Raw genomic sequence first — 23,342 nt, 5'->3', positions numbered from 1 at the left:
GCTTTTTTGTGTTCTTTATGCAGTTAAATATAAAAGTTGGTAACCAGCTACGGAGTATAGCCCTGTTATAAACAAAATTGTTCCCATAGCACGAATACTTGATTATTTGTCTGCCGCTTATAATAGCTAATAGTCCAGCTAAAGAGAAGAGACCCCAATATAAAGTTCCTGAAATTGGAATCATCCCCTCTAAATCTATTCCAGAACCTATACAAACGATAGGAACAACGATAAGCGATATGCTAATGAAACCAGCTATAATGGTAAGTGATTTACGACATTTAATACCAAAAATAATTAAAAAAATGCCAACGATGAATTCGCATACCATTAAAGTAAGAGCTAAAATCATCCAAGTTAATATTCCGAACACTTCTGTGTTACCTCCGATTTGTGAGTTTCAAAAAATATTATATATGGTATGAATCACCCACAGTCATGAGTAACCAGAAGATAACTCCTAATATACCAGCGATAAAAATAATGAATCCCATATTACGGATACTTTTAATCTTTGCTTGGAATCCACTTATCCCTGCTAATAATCCAGTTAAAGAAAATAGGGTCCAGTAAAGAGCAGTTGGAATGGGGAAGATTGTATCCATATTAATTCCTATACTTAAAAAAACAAAAGGTAGTGTGACAAAGGATAGGCTAAGTAGCCCCATTAAACCAACGAGTAATTTCCGATATTTAATTCCTGTTACTATTAAAAAAATACCACCAGCAATCCCGCATAGTAAGAGAAGTGGCGTGAAAAGCATCCAAATAACACTGAACATATGTAAACTCCTTTATATGAATTAAGTTATATTTTACTACATGAGGTTTATTTTGGATATTATTAATAAATATGTATAAATTGATAGAGATGAGAAGTGATCATACGAATTAATAAAAGAGGTATCGTGAGGATACCTCTTTCTAATTCAAGAATGCCAACAAATTATTCATAATATGAAATAACATAGCTGGAATAATGGATTTTGTTTTTTTACATAAAATAGCCATTAATAATCCCATGAAGAAAGTAATGACCATTACGCCAAGTGAGTATGTATGAGCGATACCGAAGAAGAAGCTTGTTATAATCGCTGCAATCCAAAATGGAAAGCGTTCTGAGAAAAAGCGAAGTATAAAGCCACGGAAAATAAGCTCTTCAAAAATTGGTGTGAGTATTGCAAAGCCGAGAAGTAATAATATTTGATACTGCTTAAAGACATCTAAGTTTAGTGCGGAAGATTGCTGCTTTGTTGCGTCTTGGAACACATAATTTAACAAGATGTAATTGAGTAAAATGTTTATAGCGAAGAAAAGAAGTAAGTATACGTATGTACGCCATTCTCTCAGTGCTTTAAAGTTAAATGATTGTAGTAGTAATTTTTTTGCGGGTTCGAATTTAAAAATGAAGAATAACAACACGGCTAGCTGTAATACAATACTTGCAGTATTTATGATAGATTCATACAGGGCAATTTGTTTTTTATCTGTAAGACCGGCTGTATAAATTGTTAAGGGCATTGCGAGGAACACAGTAATAAGTCCGGTTCCGAAAAAAGCGAATACAACGGAGCTAATAAATTGTCCCCATGACATAGAGTATTTCTGTCCATTAGAAAGTTGTGTAGCGTGTTGCATATGTAGAATCACCTCTTTATATTTGTATATTTAATTATAAGGCATTTTGTTTTCAGGCGTAATATTTAAATATTACATATAAAGGTGTATTTTCCATAAAATAATAAAAGAGGTATCACCCTGTAGTGATGCCTCTTTCTCATTGATAACTATGTTCTGTCTTGTTATTCAATTTTTCTTGCTCTATTTGCAATTCACGCTCTACCAATCGATCTAATTGCTGAATTGCTTTAAGTGCTTTTTCATAAGAAATTGTTCGATAATGATGCGCTCCGCCCGGTTCTTCATCTGCTTCGTCTGCCCATTTAATAATATTTTGAAGAGATGTTCTTTCAATTTCTTGTTCCACTAAGAAAGAATCTGTATGAAGAAGAATTGCAATAGAAATTTCTTTTGCTAGTTTTGGATGTTCTCCTAATCTAATAAGTAATTTATGTGCTCTTTCAGCACCTTTAATTGCATGGATATCATTCTTTTTATATAAGTCATAATCCCATTCGCCGCCTGTGTACCACGTATGATGTCCGATATCATGAAGGAAGCCAGCTTTTGTGGCAGCATCGACTGAGGCGTGATGCTTTTTGGCTAGGTGAAACGCATGGTAAGCGACAGCGATCGCGTGGACCATTCCAGAACGGTTTACGTATTTTTGTGTAATGTGGTGTTTAAAAATTTGTTCAAGCGTAATACGGTGCATAAAACATTCACTCCTTTTATCTTATGGTGTATATGAAGAAAAATCGATCGGTTTAAATGTATTTTGAACATTGTACTCCATCATAGTTCGTTAGTAAAGTAGAAATGTTTAGGAGAAGAAAAAAATTTCTGCAAAAAAATCACCTTAGCTTATGCAAAGGTGATTTTCAAATTGCTTATTTTTTTAATCCTTGCTCTAGTGTTTCTAACATTTCGTGCTTTTCATTTTCATCAGCGTTTTTCCAAATGACTTCAAATAAAACGCCAAGACCTGGAAGCATTTTTTCTTCACCGCTTTGAATTGCATCGACGATTGTTTCTTGTAATTGATCTTGTGAATTTCCAGATACATTCGCTAATACAGCACCGCGTAAATTAAAACTCATTGCTTTCACCTCTTCTTCAGAATTGAAACTGACGTTAGTTTTTGTTCTTTTTTATGTAAATATGTATGAAAAATAGGCTATAATGATAAGACAAGAAGAGAGGGAAATACATATTATGAAAAACATTGATTCAGTACAAAATCCGCGTGTAAAGCAGTGGAAAAAGCTGCAAACGAAAAAAGAACGCGATAAAAAAGGTTTATTTTTTGTAGAAGGATTCCACTTAGTCGAGGAAGCTTTGAAGGCAGGAATTGTAACAGAACTTATCGTTTCAGATCAGACAGACCTTCCGAAAGATTGGACAGTTAATGATGTGGAAATGTATATCGTACCTGAGGCGATTGTCAAAATACTTCGTGAAACAGAAACGACACAAGGTGTATTTGCTGTTTGTGAGAAGCATGAGAAAGAAGTAGCTCTTACTGATGGGAAATTCCTTTTATTAGATGGCCTGCAAGACCCAGGTAATTTAGGAACAATTATTCGTACAGCTGATGCAGCTGGTATTCACGCCGTTGTGCTTGGAGAAGGTTGTGTTGATGTTTACAATAGTAAAGTACTTCGCTCTACACAAGGCTCTATTTTCCACTTACCAATTGTAAAAGGGAACTTAGAAGAATGGGTAGACAAGTTAAAAGAAAACAACGTTCCTGTATATGGAACAGCTCTTGAAAATGGAGTTCCGTATGGTGAAGTAACGCCGGCTGGCAGTTTTGCATTAATTGTAGGAAATGAAGGAAATGGCGTACGCCAAGAAATTCTTGCAAAAACGGATCAAAACTTGTATATTCCGATTTACGGCGGGGCAGAATCATTAAATGTTGCGGTTGCAGCAGGGATTTTAACGTATTATTTGCAAAGCCCGGTTGCGAACAAATAAAAAACTTCTTATAATAAGTTGAAGTACATTATATTAAAAGTTAAATAACGAAAAACGTTGATAGAGAAGAGTAGCTTACAAAATCGCCATGTAGGGAGAGAGTGCCGTAGACTGAAAGCATTCTTATGGTAGACGGAAGTGAATTCACCTCTGGAGTTGACGCCAGGACCATGTATATGTAAAGGCGTTCCGGTCAGAATTGATCGTTATAACTAATGAGTGGGCAGACTTGTTCTGTCAATTTAGGGTGGTACCGCGAATTTACCTCGTCCCTTTTTGGGAGCGAGGTTTTTTTATTTTTAAAATTAGGAGGGTTCCAAAATGGAAGCACGTTTAAAAGAGCTAAAGCAAAAAGCGTTAGAGCTTATTGAAGAAGCGAAAGAGCTAAAGGGCTTAAACGACGTACGCGTAGCGTATTTAGGAAAAAAAGGCCCAATTACAGAAGTATTACGCGGCATGGGAAAATTGTCAGCAGAAGAGCGTCCACGTATGGGAGCATTAGTAAATGAAGTGCGTGAAGCGATTCAAACGCGTTTAGATGACAAAATTAGTAACTTAGAAAAAGCAGTAATCGAAGCGAAATTAGCTACTGAAACAATCGATGTTACACTGCCAGGTCGTCCTGTTGAAACAGGTTGTCACCATCCGTTAACAGCTGTTGTTGAGCAAATTGAAGATGTATTCATCGGTATGGGTTATGAAGTAGCTGAAGGAACAGAAGTAGAAAAAGACTACTACAACTTCGAAGCACTAAACTTACCGAAAGATCATCCAGCGCGTGATATGCAAGATACATTCTACATTACAGAAGAAACGTTACTACGTACACATACATCTTCTGTGCAAGCACGTACGATGGAAAATAATAAAGAAAAAGGCCCAATCAAAATTATTTGTCCTGGTAAAGTGTATCGCCGTGATGACGACGATGCGACGCATTCACATCAGTTCATGCAAATTGAAGGTCTTGTAATTGATAAAAACATTCGTATGAGTGACTTAAAAGGTACACTGCAAGTGTTCGTGAAAAAGATGTTCGGTGAAGATCGTGAAATCCGTCTTCGTCCAAGTTTCTTCCCATTCACAGAGCCATCTGTAGAGATGGATATTTCTTGTATGATGTGTCATGGCAAAGGTTGCGGCACTTGTAAAGGAACTGGCTGGATTGAAATTCTAGGCGCAGGTATGGTTCACCCGAACGTACTTGAAATGGCTGGTTATGATTCAAAAGAATATCAAGGTTTCGCATTCGGTATGGGCGCAGAGCGTATCGCAATGTTGAAATACGGAGTAGATGACATTCGTCATTTCTATACAAATGATGTACGTTTCTTACAACAATTCAAACGAGCGTAAGGGAAGGAGAGGATAAATATGTTCGTATCATATCGTTGGTTACAAGAGTATGTAGATATTAAAGATGTAACAGCACAAGAACTAGCAGACAAAATCACGAAAAGTGGTATTGAAGTAGAAGGCGTTGAAGTATTAAATAAAGGTGTAAAAGGTGTTGTAGTTGGTCATGTATTAGAATGTGAAAAACACCCAGAAGCTGATAAATTAAGCAAATGCTTAATCGATATCGGTGAAGAAGAGCCAGTTCAAATTATTTGTGGAGCTGCTAACATTGCAAAAGGTTTAAAAGTACCAGTTGCAAAAGTTGGAGCTGTACTTCCTGGTAACTTCAAAATCAAAAAAGCAAAACTACGCGGTGAAGCTTCTCACGGTATGGTTTGTGCTCTTCAAGAGCTTGGTATTGATGGAAAGTTAGTTTCAAAAGAATACGCAGATGGTATCTTCATCTTCCCAAGTGACGCTGAAGTTGGTGCAGATGCACTTGAAATTTTAAACTTACACGATGAAGTACTTGAGCTTGGCTTAACACCAAACCGTGCAGATTGCTTAAACATGTTAGGTGTTGCTTACGAAGTAGCTGCTATTTATGGCCGCGAAGTAAAACTTCCAGCTATCGACTTACAAGAAACAGCAGAAAAAACTTCTGATTATATTTCTGTAAGCGTAGAAGCGAAAGAAGAAAACCCATTATACATTGCAAAAATGGTTAAAAACGTAAAGATTGGTCCATCACCAATGTGGATGCAAACTCGTCTTATGGCAGCTGGCATTCGTCCAATTAGCAACGTAGTTGATATTACAAACTACATTTTAATGGAATACGGTCAACCGTTACATGCATTCGATTACGATAAATTAGGTTCAAAAGAAATCGTTGTTCGTCTTGCAAAAGAAGGCGAAAAAATTGAAACGTTAGATGATCAAGAGCGTACATTACAAAGCCACCATCTTGTAATTACAAACGGCACGAAAGCTTTAGCTGTTGCTGGTGTAATGGGCGGGGCGGATTCTGAAGTTACAAATGAGACAGTAAACGTTCTAATTGAGTCTGCATACTTTGCAGGTCAAACAGTACGTCGTACATCAAAAGACTTAGGTCTTCGTAGTGAATCAAGTGCACGTTTCGAAAAAGGAATCGATCCAACACGTACATTTGAAGCAATTCAACACGCAGCTGCTTTAATGGCGAAATATGCTGGCGGTGAAGCACTTGAAGGTGTAGTAGAAGCTGACAACTTACAAGTACAAGAGCGTACAGTATCTGTTACTGCTGAAAAAGTAAACCGTGTATTAGGTACAAATATTTCTGCGAGTGAAATGGGTACAATGTTCACAAACTTGAAATTCCCATTTACAGAAGTAGAAGGAACATTCCATGTAAATGTACCAGCACGTCGTCCTGATATTACAATTTCAGAAGACTTAGTAGAAGAAGTGGGCCGTCTATACGGTTATGACCACATTCCAGTTACATTACCTTCTGGAACGATGACTCGTGGTAAATTAACATCAGCACAAACGAAACGTCGTAAAGTACGCCGCTTCTTAGAGGGTGCTGGTTTATATGAAGCAATCACGTATTCATTAACAAGCGCTGACAAAGCGAAACAATATATGGTTGAGCCAAACGAAAAGGCGCCTGTAGGTCTTGCACTTCCAATGAGTGAAGAACGTAGCCAACTTCGTTTAAGCTTAGTACCGCAATTACTAGAAGCAGTTTCATACAATGTCGCTCGTAAAAACGACAGCGTTGCTTTATACGAAGTAGGTTCTATCTTCTTACCGACAGAAGAAGGAGAACTTCCGAAAGAAGAACAACATCTTGCAGGTGTTATGACAGGTCTTGCTCTTCACCATGCATGGCAAGGTGAGAAGAAAGTAGTAGACTTCTTCGTTGTGAAAGGTGTACTAGAAGGACTATTTGACGTGCTTGGCGTTTCAAACCAAATCACATATGCACCAGCAAAACGTGAAGGTATGCACCCAGGCCGTACAGCTGACATCGTATTAGATGGCGAAGTAATTGGTTTCATCGGTCAATTGCACCCAGAAGCAGAAAAACAATTAGATGTGAAAAATACATTCGTATTTGAATTATCTCTTGTAAAAGTATTCGGTGCAGACGCTGAAGAAACTTACTACTCAGCAATTCCACGTTTCCCATCTATGACACGTGACATGGCTGTTGTAGTAACAAAAGAAACAAAAGCTGGTGAAATGAAGCAAGTCATTGCTGAAGCTGGCGGAGAACTTCTGAAAGACGTGACACTATTCGACTTATACGAAGGTGAAAAAATGGAAGAAGGCAAGAAATCACTTGCATTCTCTATGACTTACTTCGATGCAGAACGTACATTAACAGACGAAGAAGTAACAGAAGCACATAACCGTGTACTAACAACGGTAGAAGAGAAATTCGGTGCGGAGTTACGTAAGTAATTAGAAAATTGCCGGATTCATTCCGGCAATTTTTTTATTGGATTGGTTGTCGGACACTGTCGGTAAGTCGATATATTACAAAAATCGCTCATATATTTTCCGACACCTTGCATCTTTCTCTCGAATGTAGTACATTAATTTTAGTTTAACAAAATGAAAGACGATGATAAGGAAAAGTAGTATATACTATAATCCAAAGCGAGTCAGGGACGGTGAGAGCCTGATGAGGCGGTATATGTGAAGAACACCTTGGAGTTGCTAACCGAAATTGAATTTTGTATTCAAGAGTAGACTTAGACGGGAATCCGGCCTGTTACAAACCGGGAAGTATGTATTACATACGAGTTAAAGTTGGTCTTTATGACAAATTGGGTGGTACCGCGAAGTTTAACCTTTCGTCCCTTTATGGATGAAAGGTTTTTTTGTATTTAAATATATGAGAAAAGGAGAATTTCACTATGGAAAACACATTAGTAAAAAGTCTGTATAGAGATACAGAAAAGTATGCAGATCAAACAGTACAAGTATCAGGGTGGATTCGTAACTTACGTGATTCAAAAGCATTTGGTTTCATCGAATTAAACGACGGTAGCTTCTTTAAAAGCGTTCAAATCGTTTTCGATACAGAATTAGAGAACTTCAAAGAAATTGCAAAACTTCCACTTAGCTCTTCAGTTAAAGTAGAAGGTAAAGTAATTGCAACGCCGGGAGCGAAGCAACCATTTGAAATTAAAGCAGAAAAAATTGATATCGAGGGCTTATCAGATTCTGATTACCCACTTCAAAAGAAGCGTCATACATTTGAATACTTACGTACAATCGCTCACTTACGTCCAAGAACAAATGCATTCTCTGCAACGTTCCGCGTACGTTCTATCGCAGCATTTGCGATTCACCAATTCTTCCAAGAGCGTGGATTCGTACATGTTCATACACCTATCATCACTGGTAGTGATACAGAAGGTGCTGGCGAAATGTTCCGCGTAACAACGCAAGATTTAAATAACCTACCAAAAGGTGAAGACGGAAAAGTTGATGAGTCAAAAGACTTCTTCGGTAAAGAAACAAACTTAACAGTAAGTGGACAGCTGAACGCTGAAGCTTATGCATTAGCATTCCGTGATGTATACACATTCGGACCTACATTCCGTGCAGAAAACTCAAACACAACTCGCCACGCTGCTGAGTTCTGGATGGTTGAGCCTGAGATTGCATTCGCGGAACTAGGGGATGTAATGAACCTTACAGAAGATATGCTGAAATATGCAATGAAATACGTATTAGAGCATGCACCAGAAGAAATGGAATTCTTCAACAGCTTCGTTGATAAAACAGTTCTTGAGCGCATGAACAACGTAATTAACTCTGACTTTGGTCGCATCACTTATACAGAAGCAATTAAAGTGCTTCAAGAATCAGGTGCTGATTTCAAATACCCAGTAGAATGGGGAATTGACTTACAAACAGAGCACGAAAGATACTTATCAGAAGAAATCTTCAAACGCCCTGTATTCGTAACTGACTATCCGAAAGACATTAAAGCATTCTACATGCGTTTAAATGAAGACGGTAAAACAGTAGCTGCTACTGACCTTCTAGTTCCTGGCATCGGCGAATTAATCGGCGGAAGCCAACGTGAAGAAAGAATGGACGTTTTAGTAGACAGAATTAAAGAATTAGGTATGAACGAAGAGGACTACTGGTGGTACTTAGAACTTAGAAAATACGGCGGTACAAAACACGCTGGATTCGGTCTAGGTTTCGAGCGCTTCCTAATGTACATCACTGGTATGGCTAACATCCGTGACGTAATTCCATTCCCAAGAACTCCAGGTTCTTCTGAGTTTTAAGATATAAAAAAAGCGAGAGCAACTGCTCTCGCTTTTTTTATTGAGAAAGGTTGTAATTGCAACCTGAACTTTATAAAGTATTTCACGACTAGAAAAGATGTTGTTCATAGTTCAATTCCCACTTCATATATAAGTAAAATGAATGCGACATTTATATAGGGAAGGGGTTTTTATACAATGGGGGAAATTCCAAGTCATACAAAGTGGACATTGCGTGACAAGTATATAGTAATCACTGGTGCAACAAGTGGTATTGGATTAGCGGCAGCTAAGGTGTTTGCAAAAAGCGGTGCTAAGCTAGGAATCATTGCACGTAATGAAGCAAAAGCGAATGATGTTATGACTCAACTTGAAAATATAACGGATGGGAATGCAGTGGTAGATATATTTTTCGCTGATATGTCTTCCCAACAATCTATACGCCAGGTAGCTACCAATATTTTAGAAAGATGTCCGAGAATTGATATATTAGTAAATAATGCGGGTGCTTTATTTCAAACAAGACAAATTACAGAGGACGGTTTGGAGATGACCTGGGCGGTAAACCATTTAGGTCCATTCTTACTTACAGATTTGTTGTTGGAGCGTTTAAAAGAAAGTGCTCCTGCTCGCGTCATTACCACTGCATCTCACGGTCATAAAATGGCTAAAAAGGGAATTGATTTCGATGATCTAGATGCAGAACAACTGTATCGCGGTATTAAGAAGTTCATGGGCGGTCCTACAATGCGTTATGCACAAACAAAACTAGCTAACATTTTATTCACCTCTGAATTGGCACAGCGGTTGGAGGGAACGGGTGTTAGTGCTTATAGCTTTGACCCGGGGCTAGTGAATACAAATTTTAACCAGGATAATGGTCTAGCTGCTCGCTTAACTATGGCAGCAATGAAACCTTTCTCCCGTACGCCGGAGAAAGGTGCTGAAACTTTAGTATGGCTAGCAGAATCAACTGGATTTACTAATCAGAGTGGTTATTACTATGCCGATAAACAAGTAGGGGAAATGTCTGAAGCTGCCTTGGATAAGGATGCAGCAAAGCGTCTATGGGACATAAGCGAAAACCAAACACGAGAGTAAAAGAGTAGCGAGTATATGTTCAGATTATTATGTTGAATAGTTTTTTACCCTTAAGTAAAAAGTAACCTTGGGGGTGAGTGCAATGAGTAAAAAAGTGAAAAAAGACCATTCAAGATCAATCCTAGGTTCTCCAGAAGTGGAAGGACAAGGGACAACAACACATGAAACGGGTTCTCATAAAGTATCTTCATCAAATAAGAAGCAGAAACGAAGCTAATATAAAAAAGGGAGAGTCTTGGCGGCTCTCCTTTTTTATAGGGGAATTACTAAAAATGAGTTAATTTAGCGATATAGTTAGAAGAGGAAAATAGTAAATGCAATTACATTGAATCGAGAACACATGAAACAAAAAACAGGAGTTTGTAAGCCCCTGTTTTTGTCGATACTATTTCAATAAGCGAAACGCTTTCTCTGTATTAGCAAAATGCAGTTTTACAAACTCAGGTAATCTTTCTTTACCTACTTTTTGAATTAATTTAGCAGCGGCGATATCAACTTGTTTACCAGCACCTTTTGGAAGTGGCATACCAGCTTTTTTACTTAGTTCGTCAAATTGTTTTACGAATGAGTAGCGAGCTAAAATAGAAGCAGCGGCTACTGCTAAATGGACGCTTTCACCTTTCGTAGCGAAATAAACATTTTCACGCTGTACCTGTTTTTGTTTTGCTAAATATTTATAGTATGTATCAGGTTGTGTGAATTGATCGATTAAGACGCCTTCAGGTTTTGTAGGTGCCATTTTCGCTAATAAGTTTGTAATAGCTTTATTATGTAGCAAGGCTTTTAACTTACCTTGGTTGTTGCCTTTATCAAATAGCTCGTTATATTTTTCATTATGAAGGACAAGAGAGCTGTAAGGAACAACGTGTAGAAGTTGTTTCGCAATGGCAGTAATTTGATCGTCATTTAAGTTTTTAGAGTCTTTTACACCAAGTTCTTTTAGTAGTGGAATTTGCTTCGCATCCACATATACAGCAACGACTGTCATCGGTCCAAAGAAATCACCAGTACCAACTTCATCAGACCCTACAATAGACATTGTACTGATGGAAGTAGGCGGCGCATAACGATGGGAATCGACAGATTTTTTTACAGCTGTTTTCGACGCGTGAGAGACAGTTTGCCAACGAGAAGCTTCTGCTTCAGCGCGGCCTCCTTGGAACATTACTTTTCCAGATTTATACGCTGTAATCGTGCAAGATGGCACCTTAGCCATAAAGATACCGCCTTGCGGAATTTTCGGGCTAAGCGAATGTTTATATTGTTGTTTCATGTCTTCAATTACTGTAGAATTTGTTTGAATTACGATAGAATTTGACATAATGGTCGCCCCTTTTTTTATATTGTTATTTTTATCATATCGGATTGTTCTTTCTGTTTCCATATTATGAAGGTTCATGGTATGATAAACTTTAGGATTCTGTACGTGATTGGAGGCCGGTGAGTTGTCACAACAAAAGGGAAAGAAAAGTCGAATTAATGTAGAAATCTATGGTCAGCAATATTCAGTTGTTGGCGATGAAAGTACAAGTCATATCCGCATGGTAGCAGCGATTGTGGATGATAAAATGCGCGAACTCAATGCCAAGAATCCTTCGCTTGACACGAGTAGACTAGCGGTATTGACGGCGGTAAACGTCATACACGATTACATAAAATTAAAAGAAGAACATGAGAAATTGAAAGAAAGTATGACAAAAAAAGGAATGGAATAACATGATTGATATTATTATCATTTTACTGCTTGTTATGGGATTTTTCCTCGGCTTACGCAGAGGGTTTATTCTGCAACTTGTAAAGTTAACAAGCTTTATTATCGCATACCTTGTTGCATACTGGTACTGTAAAGATTTAGCGCCAGCACTTGCGAAATTTATTCCGTATCCATTTGATAAAAACGTATCTGTTCCAGAATGGATTGATGCAAATAATATTGAGACAGTATTTTATCAAGCGCTTGCGTTTATCATATTGTTTATTATTACAAAAATAGCACTTTCATTACTTGGTAATTTGTTAAATATGTTTGCAGAAATACCGGTTTTAAAGCAAGTAAATGCGTTTGCGGGGGCAATCCTCGGATTTTTAGAAGTATATATTGTTTTGTTTGTCTTAATTATCATTGGAAACATTCTTCCGATTGAACAAGTACAAACACCATTACAAAAATCATCAATTAGCAAAATAATTGTAGACGATACACCGATTCTATCTGAAAAGGTGAAGGAACTATGGCAGACAGGTAGCAGAGTATAACTTCTCTTTTTTCGGAAAGAGAAGTTTTTTTCTATGAAAGAAAGGCGGGGTAATGATGAAAGTAAATAAAAAACAAGTTATCAAATTATTAGAGACAATCGGGCTTTTTATGGAACTAAAGGGTGCGAATCCATTTAAAATATCTGCATTTCGTAAAGCGGCAGCAGCATTAGAAAGTGACGATCGTAGTCTTTCTGAGATTGAAGATTTCACAAAGATTCCGGGCATCGGAAAAGGAACAGCAGCCGTTATTCAAGAATATATAGAATCGGGAACATCTGAAGTATTACAAGAACTTGAAAAAGAAGTACCAAGTAGCTTATTGCCGTTATTAAAACTACCAGGTCTTGGTGGTAAAAAGGTGGCTAAGTTATATAAAGAGCTAGGCGTTATTGATATGGAGACGTTAAAAGCTGCTTGTGAGGAAAATAAAGTACAAGCTTTAGCTGGTTTCGGTAAGAAGACAGAAGAGAAAATATTAGAAGCAATCGATCAAGTAGGCTCTCGTCCAGAGCGTTTACCAATTGCGATGGTATTGCCTATTGCCGGGGAAATAGAGGAGAAATTGTCGAATATTGCTGAAGTAATTCGTTTCTCTCGCGCTGGTAGTTTGCGCCGTGTTCGTGAAACAGTGAAAGATTTAGATTTTATCATTGCAACGACAGAACCAGCAGCGGTACGTGAGCATTTACTACAATTCGATAATATGATTGAGGTAATCGCAAGTGGGGATACGAAAGTTTCTGTTCGTCTTCAATATGAATATGATATTTCAATCGATTTCCGCTTAGTAAAACCAGAAGAGTTTATTACAACACTTCACCATTTCACAGGATCAAAAGACCATAACGTAAAAATGCGTCAAATCGCAAAAGATAAAGGCGAGAAAATTAGTGAGTACGGTGTAGAGAACTTAGAAACAGGTGAAGTGAAAACATTTGAGACTGAAGAAGACTTCTTTGCTCATTTCGGTCTACCATTTATTCCGCCAGAAGTGCGTGAAGATGGAAAAGAAATTGAATTAATTAAAGAGTATCCGAACTTAATTCAGTTTTCCGATATACAAGGTGATTTACATATGCATACAACTTGGAGTGACGGTGCTTTTTCTATTGAAGAAATGGTACAAGCGTGCCGTGCTCGTGGATATAAGTTTATGGCGATTACTGATCACTCGCAATACTTAAAAGTAGCGAATGGTTTAACGAAAGAGCGTCTTCGTGAGCAAGCAAAAGAAATTGAACGTATGAATGAAAAGTATCCAGACATTACAATTTTACGCGGAATTGAAATGGACATTTTACCAGATGCCTCGCTTGATTTTGATGATGAAGTATTAGAAGAATTAGACTATGTCATTGGAGCGATTCACTCTAGCTTCTCACAAGACCGTGAAACGATCATGAAGCGTCTGCGTACTGCACTTGAGAATAAACATGTCACAATGATTGCTCATCCGACAGGACGTCTTCTCGGGCGCCGTGAGGGTTATGATGTAGATACAGATTTATTAATTGAACTCGCAAAAGAGACAAATACAGTTTTAGAATTAAATGCGAATCCGAACCGTCTAGATTTAAGCGCGAAATTATTAAAACAAGCACAAGATGCTGGTGTAAAAGTAGCGATTAATACAGATGCTCATACACTTGAAATGTTGGAAGATATGGAAACAGGTGTAGCAGCAGCACGTAAAGGTTGGATTCAAAAAGATAACGTGATTAACACATGGGATATTGAACGTTTATTAGACTATATTAAACGTAATAAGTAACGCAAGGGGGACCTGCAACATGTTAGAAAGAACGTTGCGTGTATTAGAATACAATAAAGTAAAAGAACAATTACTTGAACATACAGCATCTTCACTTGGTCGTGACAAAGTGAAGCATTTAGTGCCGAGCACTGATTTTGAAGAAATTGTAGAAATGCAAGATACAACGGATGAAGCAGCGAAAGTTATTCGTTTAAAAGGTAGTGCACCATTAGGTGGTATTACGGATATTCGCTCAAATGTGAAGCGTGCAAAAATTGGGAGTATGTTAAGTCCAAATGAATTACTTGATATTGCAAATACGATGTATGGTAGTCGTAATATGAAACGCTTCATTGAAGATATGGCTGATAACGGTGTCGAGCTTCCGATTTTAGAAACTCACGTCGCTCAAATTGTATCTTTATATGATTTAGAAAAGAAAATTACAAATTGCATCGGTGACGGCGGTGAAGTAGTCGATAGCGCAAGTGATAAACTGCGTGGTATTCGTACTCAAATTCGTACTGCGGAAAGTCGTATTCGTGAAAAGTTAGAAAATATGACGCGCTCTTCAAACGCGCAAAAGATGCTGTCTGATTCGATTGTAACGATTCGTAACGAACGTTACGTAATCCCAGTAAAACAAGAATATCGCGGCGTATATGGTGGTATTGTTCACGATCAATCGGCTTCTGGACAAACGTTATTTATTGAGCCACAAGTCATTGTAGAATTAAATAATGCACTGCAAGAAGCACGTGTGAAAGAAAAACAAGAAATCGAACGCATCTTATTAATGTTAACAGAAGAAGTGGCAGTAGAAGCGGATATCGTTTTATCAAACGTAGAAGTAGTTGCAAATCTTGATTTCATCTTTGCGAAAGCTTTTTATGCGAAGCGAATTAAAGCGACAAAGCCGATTGTAAATAACGAGCGTTACATGGACTTAAGACAAGCACGCCATCCGCTTATCGATCCAGAAATAATCGTGCCAAATAACATTATGTTAGGTAAAGATTTCACGACAATTGTTATTACAGGACCGAATACAGGTGGTAAAACAGTTACGCTGAAAACAGTTGGTATTTGTGTGTTAATGGCGCAATCTGGCCTTCACATTCCAGTAATGGATGAGTCAGAGATTTGTGTATTCAAAAATATCTTTGCTGATATCGGTGATGAGCAATCGATTGAACAGAGTTTAAGTACGTTCTCCTCACATATGGTGAACATCGTTGATATTTTAGAAAAAGCTGATTTTGAAAGCTTAGTTTTATTCGATGAATTAGGTGCTGGAACAGACCCACAGGAAGGGGCTGCACTTGCCATTTCAATTTTAGATGAAGTATGTAATCGCGGTGCTCGCGTTGTTGCAACGACGCATTATCCAGAATTAAAAGCATACGGATATAACCGTGAGCAAGTTATTAATGCGAGTGTTGAGTTTGATGTAAATACATTAAGTCCAACTTATAAATTATTAATCGGTGTACCAGGCCGTAGTAATGCCTTTGAAATTTCGAAACGTCTTGGATTATCTGATCGCGTTATTGACCAAGCACGCAACCACATTAGTACAGATACGAATAAAATTGAAAATATGATTGCGAAGTTAGAAGAAAGCCAGAAGAACGCAGAGCGTGACTGGAACGAAGCAGAAGCACTTCGCAAACAATCTGAAAAACTGCATCGTGAATTACAACGTCAAATCATTGAATTTAACGAAGATCGTGATGAACGATTATTAAAAGCGCAAAAAGAAGGAGAAGAAAAAGTCGAAGCTGCAAAGAAAGAAGCAGAAGGCATTATTCAAGAACTTCGTCAATTGCGTAAAGCACAGCTTGCAAATGTGAAAGACCACGAGCTAATTGAAGCGAAGAGTCGTCTAGAAGGCGCAGCGCCAGAGCTTGTTAAGAAACAAAAAGTAAATGTGAAAAATACTGCACCGAAACAACAGTTACGTGCAGGTGATGAAGTGAAAGTATTAACGTTCGGTCAAAAAGGTCAACTACTTGAAAAAGTAAGCGATACAGAGTGGAGCGTACAAATCGGTATTCTGAAGATGAAAGTGAAAGAATCTAATATGGAATACATTAACACACCGAAGCAAACAGAGAAAAAAGCAGTTGCAACGGTAAAAGGTAGAGACTATCATGTTTCATTAGAACTTGACCTTCGTGGTGAACGATTTGAAAATGCAATGGCGCGCGTTGAGAAATACTTAGACGATGCCCAGCTTGCAAGCTATCCTCGCGTATCAATTATTCACGGTAAGGGGACAGGAGCACTTCGCCAAGGTGTACAAGATTACTTGAAGAAGCATCGCGGTGTAAAAACCTTCCGTTACGGTGACATGGGCGAGGGAGGCCTAGGCGTAACAGTTGTCGAATTAAAATAGAAAACAACGAAACAAAGGGGAAACCATTATATGTTTATGGACAAACTTGCAAAAGTATTGTTAGCTTGTTGTGGAATATTTTTGGTGATTGGGGTTATTTATTTAGTTGTTTTTGCGAAGTGAAAAAGCGTCAATCGTGGCAGAATGATATTGCCATAGATTGACGCTTTTAATATATGTGAAAAGGAATAGAACATGAAAATCAACCAATACATAAGCGAAGCAAAATCATGCTCCAGACGTGAAACAGATCGTCTCATTAAAGCTGGACGCGTGGCTATTAACGGCGAAATATGTACGCACGGTGCACTCGTAAGCGATGGTGATAGGGTAACGATTGATGGGCAAGTTATTGTAAAAGAAGAGAAAGAAAAAGTGTATATCGCATTTCATAAACCAGTCGGAATTACTTGTACAGCAGCCGATCATATTGAAGATAATATTATTGATTATATCAATTACCCAGAGCGAATCTTTCCAGTTGGGCGATTAGATAAAGCATCGGAAGGACTTATCTTATTAACGAATGACGGCGGCATTGCGAATCAAATTTTACACGGTGATCATGAGCACGAGAAAGAATATGTTGTCACAGTCGATAAACCTTTTACGGACTGGTTTATTGATGAGATGTCCCGCGGTGTAAAGATTAAAGATGGAATGACGAAGCCGTGCAAAGTGACAAGAGTCGATCAATCAACATTTCGTATCGTTTTAACGCAAGGAATGAACAGGCAAATTCGTAGAATGAGTCGTGCTTTCGGATTTACTGTAATAAAGCTAAAGCGAGTACGCATTATGAATATAGAGCTAAATGAGCTTGAAGTTGGAAAGTGGCGGAGCGTTACAGCTGAAGAGTTAGAAATTTTAATAGGGCAGTTATAGGGAGGGGAAATTTTCTCCCTATATTTTTTTGTCAGAAAAAATAAAACTATTGATTTTTTAAAAAATAGCCCATATAATAAAAAACAACAAGTTTCGACAAGATATTTTATAAAAGTAATGATGAGGACATGAGTTGTATTTTACGATTCTCAGAGAGGGAAGCCTTAGGCTGTGAGCTTCCTAATACGAAAAGACAAGCTTACCACCTCTAAACTTCAAGAGTGAACTGCATACATGATGCATTGTAATTCTTGGCGGATAAAACCGTTATCAATTTACACGAGCTATAAAATGAGCTTATTTCGTTATAAATTCATTTTATTAGAATAAGGGTGGAACCACGATTTCAACACTCGTCCCTTTGTTAGGGACGGGTGTTTTTTGCGTTCTTTTACGGGGAAGTATGCTTGAAAGAGGATATGTGACGGATTTCAATTCAGAATATTTTGTTAATTTATAATTATTTAGGAGGTTAGTAGAAATGAAATCATCTTTAAAGTTTTCTGAGATGTTTGCAATAAGTTTAATGTTATTTGCACTATTTTTCGGTGCGGGTAATATGATTTTTCCACCAGCATTAGGACAAGGGGCTGGAACAGATGTATGGATCGCATTGTTTGGTTTTATCGTAACGGGTGTTGGATTACCTTTATTAGGAGTTATTGTTATAGCTTTAAAGGGAGATATAAATGAGCTAGCAGGGCGTGTGCACCCTATATTCGCACTTGTTTTTATCACTGCAATTTATTTATGTTTAGGCGTATTCGTAAGTGTGCCGCGTACAGGAACTGTTGCTTATGAAATGAGTGTCGCACCGTTTTTACCAAGTGACATAGCTGGTCAATCGTATCCACTTGTTATCTTTACATTCATTTTCTTTGCCGTAACTTTCTATTTAGCTTTAAACCCTTCGAAATTAGTGGGTCGTATTGGTAAAGTGCTAACTCCAATATTATTAGCTGTTATTGCAATTATCGTAGGTAAAGCACTTATTACACCAATTGGAGAATTTGGTGCACCGACAGAAGCGTATAGTGCTCCTCTCTTTAAAGGATTTATTGATGGATATTTAACTTTAGATGGACTTGCAGCACTGGTATTCGGAAATGTTGTAATTCATGCGTTAAAAGAAAAAGGCATTACAAATAAAAACAGTATTGCAAAAGTAACAATCTTTGCGGGATTTATTGCAGCGCTAGGTCTACTACTTGTCTATTTAGCACTTGCTTATCTTGGAGCTTCTAGTGTGTCACTTGGAATGGGCGCAAACGGAGGAATTATTTTAACAAATGTCGTGAATCATTTATTTGGTAGCTACGGAACTTTATTACTAGGGATCGCAATTACAGCAGCATGTTTAACAACTTCTGTAGGTATTGTTGCAGCTTGTGGTGATTACTTCTCTTCTTTATTACCAAAGCTTTCTTATCAAAAAGTCGTTTTCATTTTCTGTGTATTAGCATTTATGGTAGCAAACCTTGGGTTAACTCAGTTAAATGCATTAGCATTACCAATCTTAATCGCAATTTATCCAATTGGAATCGTACTTATCGTATTATCACTTGTTGAAAACTACGTTCGTCTTCCATTAGCGATGTATGTGGGCGGGATTGTAGGAGCATTTGCAATAAGTTTCTTTGATGGGTTACACAATGCAAACCTTCAAATTGCAGCGCTAGCACCTATTTTAGATAAGATTCCATTATATAGTGTAGGAATTGGTTGGTTAGTTCCAGGCATAATCGGTATAGGATTTGGTTATATAGTTTCTAAGTTTCAAAAGCAGGAAATTGCTGTAGAAAAATAGAGAAAAGAGGCTTTCTATAATAGAAAGTCTCTTTTTTTGTAAAAAAAGCCGCATATAGAGAAATTTAGATATTAAAAATTTTATACGTAATATAGTTGACAAAAAATTTATGAGTAGGCTAAGATTGACTTAGTTGTGGAAATATTGGAAGGGAAGTGAGGGAAACGGGGTTTCTATAACTATAGTGTTGTTATGGAAAGAGGTGAAAGAAGAGGAGAAGAGAAAGTTTATTTTTTTTGGCTTACATTGAGAATGATAATCAATAAATACGTTTTATCATTTTTTCTCAGTTTCTATGCCTTCGTATAAGGAATAGGGTGAGATATTATTTTTAATATTAAATGAGAATGATAATCAATAACGCTTATGTTACATAAAAGAATGCTAATTAAATAATAGGTAGAAGATATTATTTTTTTCTTATGAATTGAGAATAATTATCATTTTCGGAAAAAATGAAATGAAAGATAACCAAGGAGGAAACAAGAAAAATGAAAAAGGTTTCTGTATTACCCGCTTTTATTATAACGTTCGTATGTATGCTAGCTTTTCTTGTAATGCCATACGGGAATGCTTCAGCAAAACTAGCTGATGGTACTTACGATATTAATTACGTAATTCAAAAAGCGGAAAATGATTCAGCTTCAATGGCAAATGACTATTTTGAAAAGCCGGCAAAATTAATAGTGAAAAACGGTGAGATGAGAGTACAAGTTCCGATGAATCATAGTGCTTGGATTACAGAATTTAAAGCACCAGAGAACGGAAATTTTGTTGATGCGAAAGTTGTTAGTAAAGATGAATCGGCAGATAAAAGAACAGTAGAGTTTAAAGTAGATGATTTATCCAAACCGGCAGCTGTAAAAATTCATGTTGTTGTACCAAGTGCAAACTATGACCACCACTACACAATTCGTTTTGCATTTGATGCAAATGTAAAAGCTGTAGGTGGCGATAATGGCGTAGCTGCTACAACAAAAAATAATGATCAAGCGAAAACAGATACACAAGTAAAAGAAGAGAAAACAAAAGTAGAGAGTAAGGAAACAGCTAAAGAAGTGAATAAAGAAACAAAAAATGAAAATGGAAAAGCTGAAAAAACAGATAACCCAAAAACAGGCGATGAAGCACGTATTGGATTGTTTGCAGCGTTAATTCTTATTTCAGGTGCTTTCTTAATTCGTAAAGTGAAATTGAGTAAATAAATCTTTTGAAGGGTGATGAATATATGTTTAAACAATTTAAAATGATTATTGCCGTATTTGCTGTTTTATTTACATTTATCGCAACACTAGGTTTACAAGATGCAAAGGCTGCTACAAAACTAGCTGATGGAAAATATAATATTGCTTTTACTGTATGGAAAGGCGATAAAGATGAATCGTCTAGAATGAATAGTTATTTTGAAAGCCCAGCAACATTAACAGTTAAAAATGGAAAACAATACGTTTCATTTAAAGTGAAAGATAGTGCTTCTATTAAAAGTTTCCAAGTAGAAAAAGATGGTCAATTTGTAGAAACAAACGTGTTAAGTGAAAACAAAAAAGATAATACTAGAGTAGTAGAATTTGAAGTTGCTGACTTGTCAAAAAAACTAAATGGCAAGGTGAAAATTAATATTCCAATTATTAATTATAATGCTTCGTATGATATTCGCTTTGTATTTGATGGGAACAGTATTAAATAATTTTCAAAAGGGAGAGTCGTTCCATTGAACAGGTATACAAAAATTATTGTTGCTATGTTTTTAATGATATTTACATTCGTATCAACATTACAACCACTTGCAGTTCAAGCAGCTACCAAGTTGGCTGACGGTGAATATTCAATTGGCTTCAAAGTTTTAAAAGATACATCAGATGAAGAATCGATGATGAATCAATATTCAGTAAGTCCGGGAACTTTAAAAGTGAAGGATGGGAAAAAGAAAGTATCCTTTACATTAACGAATAGTTCATGGATTACGAAGTTTGAAACAGAAAAAGCAGGTAAGCTAGTTGCGACAAATGTAATTAGTGAAGATAAAGAAAAAGATACAAGAGTAGTAGAATTTGATGTAGAAGATGTAGAAAAGGTATTAAATGCAAAAGTAAAAGTAGATATTGATTTTTTAAATTATCATCATGAGTACGACGTTCGTATTGCATTTGATCAAAATAGCATTACACCAATTCATGTAGAAAAACCAAATGAAAAAGAGGACCCAGCTAATAAGCCAGATCCAAATGAAACTACCGATCCAGGTCAGAAGCCCGACCAAAAGCCTGACCCAGATCAACAACCAAATTCTAACACAATTACAGATGGTGCGTACAGCATTCCATTTAAAGTGTTAAAAGATCAAACAGATGAAGAATCTAAGATGAATAGTTACATGGTAAATCCAGGAGTATTAAAAGTAGAAGACGGTAAGAAAAAAGCAATTGTAACACTAAAAAGTAGCTCATTAATTAAAAATTTCCAAACGGAAAAAGATGGCGCATTTGTTGATGCAAAAGTAGTGAGTGAGGATAAGGAAAAAGATACAAGAGTAGTAGAGTTTGAAGTAAACGATTTATCTAAAAAACTAAATACAAAAGTATTTATCGAAATGGCATCAAGAAATTATAAGCAAACGCATGATGTACAACTTTTATTTGAACAAGATAAACATGAACAAATTAAAAATGAAGAGAAACAACCAGAAGTAGAAAAACCGGAAGCAGAAAAACCAGAAGTAGAAAAACCAGATGAAAATAAAAAAACAGATGCTGAAACAATTAAAGATGGTGAATACAGCATCAATTTTAAAGCATTAAAAGATCAAACAGACGAAATTTCAATGATGAACACATATACAAAAAGTCCAGGTGTGCTAAAAGTAAAAGATGGTAAGAAGTATGTATCATTTACGTTAACGAACAGTTCTTGGATTACAAAATTTGAATTTGAGAAAAATGGTTCGTTTATTGATGCAAATGTAATAAGTGAAGATAAAAAAACTGATACACGCGTAGTGGAAGTAGAAGTACCAGATTTATCGAAAAAGTTAAATGCAAAAGTAAAAGTAGATATCGATTCAATGAATTATCACCATTTTTACGATATTCAATTTGCATTTGATAAAGGTAGCATTAAGCCGTTAGATAACCAAGGTGAAAACACCAACCAAGGTGAAAACGACAACCAAGGCGAAAACGACAACCAAGGCGGAAACGACAACCAAGGCGGAAACAACAACCAAGGTGGAAACAACAACCAAGATGAAAATAATAAACCGAGGGTAATAGTTGATCCGAAAAATTTAGTAGATGGCCAATATGATATTACATTTAAAGTATTAAAAGATAAAACAGATGAGATTTCAAAGATGCATGACTATGTTGTAAATCCAGCGAAATTAATCGTAAAAGATGGTAAAAAATATATTGAGATGACGCTGAAAAATAGTGCGTGGATTACGAAATTCCAAGCGGAAAACAATGAACTATTCGCTGATGCGAAAGTAGTAAGCGAAGATAAAAATGCAAATACGCGAGTAGTACAGTTTGAAGTAGAAGATCTATTTAAAAAATTAAACGCAAAAGTAAAGGTAGACATCGATGAGATGAACTACCATCATTTCTACGATGTACAAATTCAATTTGATACAAATAATATCGGCGCGTTAGGAACTATTAAAGAGGAACCGAAAAATCCAGTGACTACACCGAAAGTAGATAATGTAAAAACAGTAGGTACTCCTGATTTTAATCGAAATGCAGATGGTCACAAGAAAAAAGAAGATACAAAAAATGATTCGAAAAAAGAGAAAAACTCAAAAACTGCAGATACAGCACAACTTGGTTTATACATGGTGTTACTGCTAGGTTCACTTGCTTTACTAGTTCGTAAATATAGAGCAGGTAGATTGTAATTTTTGGAGTCTTGATGCAT

Annotated in this window: 20 protein-coding genes, 1 pseudogene and 3 other annotated features; of the genes and pseudogenes, 15 read left to right on the top strand and 6 right to left on the bottom strand. The window is 36.7% G+C overall.

The genetic code is table 11. The features are described 5' to 3' along the window. Positions 1-15 precede the first annotated feature (15 nt). From MKY38_RS28215 to sspI, 5 genes and pseudogenes are all read right to left on the bottom strand, one after another. Positions 16-373: pseudogene (locus MKY38_RS28215) on the bottom strand (ammonia permease). A 37-nt stretch (positions 374-410) separates the two neighbouring features. After that, complete coding sequence (locus MKY38_RS28210; protein WP_070180544.1) at positions 411-782, bottom strand: DNA-binding protein; 372 nt, start codon at positions 780-782, stop codon at positions 411-413. A 142-nt stretch (positions 783-924) separates the two neighbouring features. Next, complete coding sequence (locus MKY38_RS28205) at positions 925-1,638, bottom strand: CPBP family intramembrane glutamic endopeptidase (protein ID WP_341050891.1); 714 nt, start codon at positions 1,636-1,638, stop codon at positions 925-927. Between the two features lie 139 nt (positions 1,639-1,777). After that, positions 1,778-2,335 (bottom strand): HD domain-containing protein, encoded by a 558-nt coding sequence (locus MKY38_RS28200; RefSeq protein ID WP_070180542.1) that lies wholly within the window; start codon positions 2,333-2,335, stop codon positions 1,778-1,780. Positions 2,336-2,510: 175 nt separating this feature from the next. Next, entirely contained in the window at positions 2,511-2,720 is a 210-nt protein-coding gene (gene sspI / locus MKY38_RS28195) for a small acid-soluble spore protein SspI (protein WP_000009509.1), read from the bottom strand. 82 nt (positions 2,721-2,802) lie between these two features. On the opposite strand from sspI, the gene MKY38_RS28190 reads away from it, so the two are divergent. The 6 genes from MKY38_RS28190 (at position 2,803) to MKY38_RS28165 (ending at position 10,542) form a co-directional block, all read left to right on the top strand. Next, positions 2,803-3,600 carry a TrmH family RNA methyltransferase gene (locus MKY38_RS28190; protein WP_001986644.1) on the top strand — a complete coding sequence of 266 codons (798 nt, stop codon included), beginning with the start codon at positions 2,803-2,805 and terminating at the stop codon, positions 3,598-3,600. Between the two features lie 48 nt (positions 3,601-3,648). After that, positions 3,649-3,877: a binding site (T-box leader), on the top strand. A gap of 44 nt (positions 3,878-3,921) precedes the next feature. Beyond that, positions 3,922-4,956, top strand: a complete 1,035-nt coding sequence (pheS, locus tag MKY38_RS28185) for a phenylalanine--tRNA ligase subunit alpha (RefSeq protein ID WP_000388219.1) — start codon at positions 3,922-3,924, stop codon at positions 4,954-4,956. Positions 4,957-4,974: 18 nt separating this feature from the next. Further along, complete coding sequence (pheT, locus tag MKY38_RS28180; protein WP_000498191.1) at positions 4,975-7,395, top strand: phenylalanine--tRNA ligase subunit beta; 2,421 nt, start codon at positions 4,975-4,977, stop codon at positions 7,393-7,395. Positions 7,396-7,549: 154 nt separating this feature from the next. Beyond that, positions 7,550-7,801: a binding site (T-box leader), on the top strand. A 52-nt stretch (positions 7,802-7,853) separates the two neighbouring features. Then, positions 7,854-9,245, top strand: a complete 1,392-nt coding sequence (gene asnS / locus MKY38_RS28175; RefSeq protein ID WP_000432177.1) for an asparagine--tRNA ligase — start codon at positions 7,854-7,856, stop codon at positions 9,243-9,245. Between the two features lie 177 nt (positions 9,246-9,422). Then, positions 9,423-10,325, top strand: coding sequence for an SDR family oxidoreductase (locus tag MKY38_RS28170; protein WP_000503915.1), 903 nt, complete (start codon positions 9,423-9,425; stop codon positions 10,323-10,325). Between the two features lie 82 nt (positions 10,326-10,407). After that, positions 10,408-10,542 (top strand): YuzL family protein, encoded by a 135-nt coding sequence (locus MKY38_RS28165; protein WP_000039591.1) that lies wholly within the window; start codon positions 10,408-10,410, stop codon positions 10,540-10,542. 168 nt (positions 10,543-10,710) lie between these two features. Here MKY38_RS28165 and rnhC read toward each other — a convergent pair whose 3' ends face one another. Beyond that, positions 10,711-11,646, bottom strand: coding sequence for a ribonuclease HIII (gene rnhC / locus MKY38_RS28160; RefSeq protein ID WP_070180540.1), 936 nt, complete (start codon positions 11,644-11,646; stop codon positions 10,711-10,713). 124 nt (positions 11,647-11,770) lie between these two features. Here rnhC and zapA point away from each other — a divergent pair, with 124 nt between their 5' ends. The 9 genes from zapA (at position 11,771) to MKY38_RS28115 (ending at position 23,322) form a co-directional block, all read left to right on the top strand. Further along, positions 11,771-12,040: a cell division protein ZapA gene (gene zapA / locus MKY38_RS28155; protein ID WP_000082701.1), complete on the top strand. Its 270-nt coding sequence runs from the start codon at positions 11,771-11,773 to the stop codon at positions 12,038-12,040. Position 12,041: 1 nt separating this feature from the next. Continuing rightward, positions 12,042-12,581, top strand: coding sequence for a CvpA family protein (locus MKY38_RS28150; RefSeq protein ID WP_000565412.1), 540 nt, complete (start codon positions 12,042-12,044; stop codon positions 12,579-12,581). A 55-nt stretch (positions 12,582-12,636) separates the two neighbouring features. Continuing rightward, positions 12,637-14,355, top strand: coding sequence for a DNA polymerase/3'-5' exonuclease PolX (gene polX / locus MKY38_RS28145; RefSeq protein ID WP_000867517.1), 1,719 nt, complete (start codon positions 12,637-12,639; stop codon positions 14,353-14,355). A gap of 19 nt (positions 14,356-14,374) precedes the next feature. Next, the gene (locus MKY38_RS28140; RefSeq protein WP_000893713.1) at positions 14,375-16,735 is read left to right on the top strand and encodes an endonuclease MutS2; all 2,361 of its coding nucleotides are present in this window, start codon (positions 14,375-14,377) and stop codon (positions 16,733-16,735) included. Between the two features lie 195 nt (positions 16,736-16,930). After that, positions 16,931-17,620, top strand: coding sequence for a 23S rRNA pseudouridine(2604) synthase RluF (locus MKY38_RS28135; protein ID WP_000700729.1), 690 nt, complete (start codon positions 16,931-16,933; stop codon positions 17,618-17,620). Between the two features lie 108 nt (positions 17,621-17,728). Next, positions 17,729-17,984, top strand: a binding site (T-box leader). A gap of 117 nt (positions 17,985-18,101) precedes the next feature. Then, positions 18,102-19,427, top strand: a complete 1,326-nt coding sequence (gene brnQ6, locus MKY38_RS28130) for a branched-chain amino acid transport system II carrier protein BrnQ6 (RefSeq protein ID WP_006926500.1) — start codon at positions 18,102-18,104, stop codon at positions 19,425-19,427. 491 nt (positions 19,428-19,918) lie between these two features. Then, the gene (gene isdC / locus MKY38_RS28125; RefSeq protein WP_000757953.1) at positions 19,919-20,632 is read left to right on the top strand and encodes a heme uptake protein IsdC; all 714 of its coding nucleotides are present in this window, start codon (positions 19,919-19,921) and stop codon (positions 20,630-20,632) included. Positions 20,633-20,655: 23 nt separating this feature from the next. Continuing rightward, positions 20,656-21,114 carry an NEAT domain-containing protein gene (locus MKY38_RS28120; RefSeq protein ID WP_330939730.1) on the top strand — a complete coding sequence of 153 codons (459 nt, stop codon included), beginning with the start codon at positions 20,656-20,658 and terminating at the stop codon, positions 21,112-21,114. Positions 21,115-21,138: 24 nt separating this feature from the next. Further along, complete coding sequence (locus MKY38_RS28115) at positions 21,139-23,322, top strand: NEAT domain-containing protein (RefSeq protein WP_341050873.1); 2,184 nt, start codon at positions 21,139-21,141, stop codon at positions 23,320-23,322. Positions 23,323-23,342 lie beyond the last annotated feature (20 nt).

This window comes from Bacillus sp. FSL R5-0585 (assembly GCF_038004545.1).
Taxonomy (GTDB): Bacteria; Bacillota; Bacilli; order Bacillales; family Bacillaceae_G; genus Bacillus_A; species Bacillus_A cereus.
Note: the sequence above shows the minus strand (reverse complement) of the source record. Positions and strands in the feature narration are given on the sequence as shown.